Genomic DNA, 4931 nt, shown 5'->3' on the forward strand with positions numbered 1-4931 from the left:
CACCGACCTGGCGGATATCGACTCGTTTATTTGCTTCACCGCCATCTCCGACGATTACCTACTGGCCCGTCTGATTCGCGAGAAGCGAGCCGTACGCGTTTACGTGTACAGTTGGGATCATCCCTGCAAGCACACCTGCTTTTCAAAGCGGGTAAAGTATGCCTGCTGGTCGGAGCCTATCCGGGAGGATATAGTTTCCTTGCAAAATATTCCCATTGACCAAGTATTAGTGACGGGAGCCAGCCAGTTTTGCTATATTCATGATTACCGACAGCGCGAAGTACTTGCGCCGACGCGGCCCTATCAATACGTGTACTTCGGCTGCGCTATCGGTATTCCCAGCCTGGTGTCTGACGAAGTCAGGCTGGTGAAAATTCTAGCCGAAACTCTGGGACAAGTCCGCCCCGACTGGATGCTACTCGTTCGTCCCTATCCGGTACTTGCCGACTGGACGTTGTACGAACCGCTGAGGCAATTGCCCAATGTGGCGTTCGATGAGGACTTCCGTACGGGCGACCTGTCGGTGCAGGAAGAAGAGATCATGAAAAAATATACTACCATTGAGCGGGCTGAGGCCTTTTTTCACTTAGGCACTACAATGGGGCTGGAAGCTTGTTTTACCGAAACTCCCTCCTTCATTCTGGATTTTGGGTATGAATCAGCGCGGGGGTTGAGCCTGTACAATTTTATTCACCAATTCCAGAATGACCGCCATTTGATTAACTTGGCCCCGCAGAATGCCATTGCCAGTAAAGCTGAATTGAGAGCCGCACTGGAGAAATTGGCGGACCCGACTTTCCGACAACTCAACGAGCGTGTGCAAAGTCAGTACCACTTGCGGTCGTTCCCTGAATTCAGCACCCGACTCGTAGCTGCCGACCTTGTCGCGGGAAGCGAGACGTTGCGAGAAACCAGAATCTAAACCAAATGGAATACCAGAGCGCGAGAAAAAAGTACCGGGAGCTGAGAAAGATCGACGGCTGGTTCGCGGAGGAAGCCGCTATGCTGCTATCCCTGCTAAATGCCGTACAAAAGCAGAACAAAATCGGGGGCGATCTTTTCGAGATCGGCGTGCATCACGGCAAAAGTACCCTATTCTTTTACCATTTTCTGGACGAAGGTGAGCAGCTGCGGGTCTGCGACCTCTTTGGCAATCAAACTGATAACGTCTCGTTTTCAGGTTCGGGTAATAAGCAGAAGTTTCTTGACAACTGTGCCAAGTACATTGACAATGAATCCATCCCGATTTTTGAAAAGCTATCGTGTGAGTTGTCAATAGAGGAGATAGGGGCCAGCTACCGGATGTTCCATGTGGACGGTGGGCATTCATTCGAAGAAGCCCTATTCGATCTGAAATTAGCCGCTCAGTCCATTCGGGAGGAGGGAATTATAATCCTGGATGACCCTTTCCGCAGCGAATGGCCGGGCGTGACCGAAGCCCTCATCGAGTTCTTGAGGAAGTCGCCACAATTCTCGGCGCTGGTAGTTGGGTTTAATAAGCTGATTCTGGTGAGAAACACCCATCTTGAAACATACAGCGCGGTGCTGGACGATGTCGCCAACCGAACGAAGCACGGCCTTGGATTCCCGTGGGCCTACAAAACAATGTCGCTTGCGGGAAAAGATCTGCGTTGCTTTTACATGCCCACCTCTTTGCAAAACCCCTCCCTGAAACTCCGAGCTTATAGCTTTTTGAAACGTCGGGGGCTGAAATGATTTCGTTGATGTTATGAGGTCAATTGCCATTGCTCTTCTTGCCCTGAAAGACTACCTCTTCCGAGAATGGGTTATGTACATTCCGTTTTATTCCGTAAGAAGATTTTTCCTCAGTCGTACGGTAGGACACTTGGGAGATCGCTGCTTCTTTGCTATGGGAGCGGAGGTGAGAAATGGCCGGAATGTATCCGTAGGGATAGGTTCTGTAATTAACAAGAAATCACTTCTGGATGGCCGTGGCGGAAAAATAGTTATCGGCAGCAACGTGGATATTGCTCAGGAGGTAAACATCTGGACCCTGTCCCACGATCCTCACGCTGATGATTATGGAACCATAGGGCAGGATGTGATTATTGAGGATTACGTGTGGGTTGCTTCGAGGGCGACGATCCTACCCGGTGTTATCTTGGCGCGGGGGTGTGTCGTAGCTTCGGGCAGTGTTGTGACCAAAAGCGTACCGCCCTTGACAATCGTGGCTGGGGTTCCGGCAAAAAAAATAGGTCTTCGAAGAAGTAATCTAACGTATCAGTTCAACCACCGCCCGTGGTTCCGGTAGCCGACACCATAGCCTGCCTGCCCGTGGCCGGGCCGGACAATCCCTATCAGCGCCTGATGATGGAGGGTTTGAATCAATCGCCCAAGCTACGTGCGTTCAACGGCGTACCCGGCAAATTCTTCGGCATCGCTCGCACACTCGTTAAGTTTCGGCCTAAGTACCTGCACTTCGACTGGATCGTTTCTTACTACTTCCGGCGTTGGCGATGGCTCACGTACCTGAGCATCCCTTTGTTCTGCGCTCAGGTACTTTTGGCTCGCTTGCTGGGCGTCAAGCTAGTGTGGACCATGCACAATGTGCTGCCCCACGATGCTGCCGAGGTGGGCATACATCGCTTCTGTCAGCGGTTCCTGGCCCGGCGTTGTGAGTGGATTCGGGTTTTTGCCCACAGCACAATACCCAAAGCCGCCGCTGAACTCCGTATTCCAGAGCGTAAATTTCGGGTTGTGCCGGAAGGCGACTACACGGGCGTGTACCCTGATCTGGTTAGTAGGAGAGAAGCTCGGGAACGATTACAGTTGCCTTCCTCGGCAAGAGTTCTCTTATACGTTGGTCTGATAAAGCCCTATAAAGGCATTCTGGAACTTGCCAAATGTTTCGGACAGATACAGCACCCGAATACTTTTCTGCTCATAGCGGGGAAAGTCATGGATGAGGGGTATGGCAAAATGATTGAAGAAAACCTGTCGGCGAACATCATTTTCATGAATAAATTCATTGCCGATAACGATCTGCAATACTACTTTCGGGCGGCAGACGCGGTGGTACTTCCCTTCAAGAATATCGAGAACTCGGGTTCGCTGATTATGGCGATGGGCTTCGCCAGGACCATAATAGCCCCCCGGCAAAGTGTCATATTGGAAAGACTGCAGCAGCAGGACGAATGGCTGTACGACTCCGACGATGAATTGCGGCAGAAATTGGAGCAGGTAGTTACGGCTGCTCTTCCCACGCTGGAAGCGGCGGGAAATCGTAACTTTGCGGCTTTAGCAAAATACGTCTGGGGGGATTTTGCCTCTCTTTTTACATGAAAGTACTTACCGTTTTCGGCACCCGACCCGAGGCCATCAAGATGGCCCCATTGGTAAAAATCCTGCATGAACTACCTTCGGTGGAACAGAAGGTCTGCTCCACCGGACAACACCGCGAAATGCTGGAGCCAATCATGGCGTTTTTTGAGATTAAGGCCGACTTCGATCTCAATATTATGCAAGCGGGCCAGGATTTGACGGACATTACCTGCCGAATCCTGCAAAGCATGCGGTTGGTCTTCGAGAAGTTCCGGCCCAACTGGGTGCTGGTACATGGCGACACTACCACGGCCCTGGCGGCTACGTTAGCGGCCTTCTACGCTGGAATCAGGGTGGGCCATGTGGAGGCCGGGCTCCGCACGGGTAATCTGCAAGCGCCGTTCCCGGAAGAAGCCAACCGTCTGCTGGTAGATCGCCTGGCAGCGGCTTACTTTGCGCCTACGCAACGCAATGCGGACAATTTGCTACGGGAAGGCGTGGATAGCAGTCGTATTTTGGTCACTGGCAATACAGTGATCGACGCATTGTTGTGGGCGAAAGAAAAGGTGAGCGGATTTTCGGAAAAAGTACCTGCTGAGGTGCGAGCAGCTTACGAGAAGGGCACCCGCGTGCTACTGGTAACGGGTCACCGCCGGGAGAATTTCGGGGATGGTTTCAAGCAGATCTGTGAGGCTTTGCATACTTTGGCAAGTCAATATCACGACCTGAATATCGTTTATCCGGTTCATCTCAATCCCCAGGTACAGCAACCGGTTCATAAGTACCTTTCCGATCTCCCAAACGTATTCCTGACTGATCCGATGGACTACCCGGACTTTGTTTTCGCTATGAAAAGTAGCTGGCTCATTCTGACCGACTCGGGCGGCATACAGGAAGAAGCGCCCTCGCTGGGCAAGCCCGTTCTGGTGATGCGCGATACCACCGAGCGACCTGAGGGTCTGGAAGCCGGGACCATACAACTGGTAGGTGCTGATAAAGGGCGCATCGTGGCGGCGGTAAGAGAGTGGTTGAACCAGGGTACTTTGGTAGCGACATCGAACCCTTACGGCGAAGGGAATGCCAGTGAACGAATCGTCTCGTATTTGCTCGAAACCCCGGACAGATATTAATAAGATTAAACAACCTCTCAACAAATATCAATCGGAACAAAATGCCCAATTTAGTCAAACTCAAAACCGTTCACTCTGATTCGGGTAGTCTCTCTGTGTTTGAAAAGCTCATGCCTGGCACGATCAAGAGGGTGTATTACATCTACGGAACTCACCACATACCGCGCGGTGGACACCGCCACCACAGCACCTGGAATGCGCTGATTTGTCTGCGTGGGCAATGCCGTATCTATGTTCATAATGGTGTGAGTGAAAGCCTATTCGTTTTGAATCAACCCAACGAGTGCCTGATCCTCGAACCCAAAGATTGGTACAAGATGGAAGATTTTTCGGATGATGCCATACTTTTGATATTGTCAAACCAGTACTACTCGGTGAAAGACTACATCGATGATCCCTATCAAATGACCGATAAATGACCATGCTTTCGCCTTCTTACAAAAATCGTTTTTATTTGCTTATCTCCATTATCCTTATGATAGTGGCCTTATGGTGGTCGTTCGACCATTGGAGAGATCA

6 protein-coding genes are annotated in these 4931 nt (G+C 51.1%); all 6 read left to right on the forward strand.

The window, feature by feature from the left end:
- Positions 1–922 (forward strand): hypothetical protein (locus ACEW8P_RS17620; protein ID WP_373514389.1); only part of this gene is annotated, 922 nt, incomplete at its 5' end.
- Positions 923–927: 5 nt separating this feature from the next.
- Positions 928–1716: a class I SAM-dependent methyltransferase gene (locus ACEW8P_RS17625; RefSeq protein WP_373514390.1), complete on the forward strand. Its 789-nt coding sequence runs from the start codon at positions 928–930 to the stop codon at positions 1714–1716.
- 13 nt (positions 1717–1729) lie between these two features.
- Positions 1730–2272, forward strand: a complete 543-nt coding sequence (locus ACEW8P_RS17630) for an acyltransferase (protein WP_373514391.1) — start codon at positions 1730–1732, stop codon at positions 2270–2272.
- The gene (locus ACEW8P_RS17635) at positions 2260–3303 is read left to right on the forward strand and encodes a glycosyltransferase (RefSeq protein ID WP_373514392.1); all 1044 of its coding nucleotides are present in this window, start codon (positions 2260–2262) and stop codon (positions 3301–3303) included. The genes ACEW8P_RS17630 and ACEW8P_RS17635 overlap by 13 nt, the downstream gene beginning before the upstream one ends.
- Positions 3300–4412 (forward strand): non-hydrolyzing UDP-N-acetylglucosamine 2-epimerase, encoded by a 1113-nt coding sequence (gene wecB, locus ACEW8P_RS17640; protein ID WP_373514393.1) that lies wholly within the window; start codon positions 3300–3302, stop codon positions 4410–4412. The genes ACEW8P_RS17635 and wecB overlap by 4 nt, the downstream gene beginning before the upstream one ends.
- A gap of 41 nt (positions 4413–4453) precedes the next feature.
- On the forward strand, positions 4454–4831 hold the full coding sequence (locus tag ACEW8P_RS17645) for an FdtA/QdtA family cupin domain-containing protein (RefSeq protein WP_373514394.1): 378 nt from the start codon (positions 4454–4456) through the stop codon (positions 4829–4831).
- Positions 4832–4931 lie beyond the last annotated feature (100 nt).

The organism is Persicitalea sp. (genome assembly GCF_041751555.1).
Taxonomy (GTDB): domain Bacteria; phylum Bacteroidota; class Bacteroidia; order Cytophagales; family Spirosomataceae; genus Persicitalea.